The sequence below is a fragment of the Chryseobacterium sp. MDT2-18 genome (genome assembly GCF_030815285.1).
Classification (GTDB): domain Bacteria; phylum Bacteroidota; class Bacteroidia; order Flavobacteriales; family Weeksellaceae; genus Kaistella; species Kaistella salivictor.
In genome coordinates, this window is sequence record NZ_JAUSWQ010000032.1 from 1 (window position 1) to 1,262 (window position 1,262).

2 protein-coding genes are annotated in these 1,262 nt (G+C 36.1%); both read right to left on the bottom strand.

The window, feature by feature from the left end:
• Positions 1-16: 16 nt before the first annotated feature.
• Positions 17-913 carry an IS3 family transposase gene (locus QF004_RS13940; protein ID WP_307427514.1) on the bottom strand — a complete coding sequence of 299 codons (897 nt, stop codon included), beginning with the start codon at positions 911-913 and terminating at the stop codon, positions 17-19.
• A 23-nt stretch (positions 914-936) separates the two neighbouring features.
• On the bottom strand, positions 937-1,203 hold the full coding sequence (locus tag QF004_RS13945) for a transposase (RefSeq protein WP_133439681.1): 267 nt from the start codon (positions 1,201-1,203) through the stop codon (positions 937-939).
• Positions 1,204-1,262: the final 59 nt, after the last annotated feature.

Below are 1,262 nucleotides of genomic sequence, written 5' to 3' on the forward strand. Positions count from 1 at the left end.
TGTAATCTTCCCTTGTTTAGGCACACTCAAAAGTAGAGTTTTTTGTTAATATTTTATTGTTGTCGTTGTTGAAATTTTGTTGGAATGTGGGAAACTCATTTGCGCTATTTTGATTGAGTTTTCCATATTTCAATAAAAAATCCCGTGGTGTGAGGTATTGTAACGCACTATGCGGTCTCTCATTATTGTACATCCACATCCATATTTCTGCATAATTTCTCATTTGTTTGATGTTCTCAAAGAGGTAAACACTTAAAAACTCTGTCCGGAATGTTCTGTTAAATCTCTCAATCAATGAGTTTTGTGTAGGTTTCCCTGGTTGAATAAAGCTTAGTTCGATATTCTCTTTGTTGCAATAATCTTTCATTTTTTCTGCAATAAATTCCGGTCCGTTGTCCACTCTTATTTTTTCAGGTTTTCCCCGCCATTCAATTAATTGTTCCAATTGCGAGATTACTTTTGCAGAGGGCAAGCTGCTGTCAATAGTGATGTTTAAAATCTCTCTGTTAAAATCGTCAATGATATTAAGGGTTCTCACGCTTTTGCCATTTTCCAAACTGTCGTGCATAAAATCCATGCTCCAAGTAACGTTCGGATAGATGGGGCGAACCAGTGGTTGTTTTATCCGTGCTGGAAGCCGCTTTTTCCTTTTACTTCGCAAATTTAATCTCATCGACTTATAAATCCGATAAACCCTTTTGTGATTCCATCCAAAGCCTAAGTTTTTCAACCGATTGTGCATCATCCAAAAGCCCCACGTTTGATTAGAATCTGCAAGTAAAATAAGTTCTGCACGGATCTCATCATCTGAACTTTTAAATACCTGACGATAATAATAAACTGAACTTCTTAAACTGAACACTTTGCACGCCTTGCGCAAACTCATGTTATGGATTTCTTTCGAATAATCCACCAACTCACGCTTCTCACAAGGCGTTAGAGCTTTTTTTCGATCACATCTTTTAAGACGACAATCTCCAAAGTTTGCTCAGCTACGATCTTTTTATATTGCGAAAGTTGCTTTTCCATCTCTTTCATTTTTGAAAGTTGCTGAACATCCAATCCACCATATTTGCTCTTCCACTTGTAAAAGGTTGGCTGGCTAATTCCATGCTCCCGGCAAATCTCATTTACCGTTTTTCCCTGATTTTGTTCAGATAATATCTTGATGATCTGAACTTCTGAAAATTTACTGTTTTTCATAGTCTTTCAAATTTAAAAACTATATTTTTAAATGATCCTATTTTTGGGGAAGATTACAG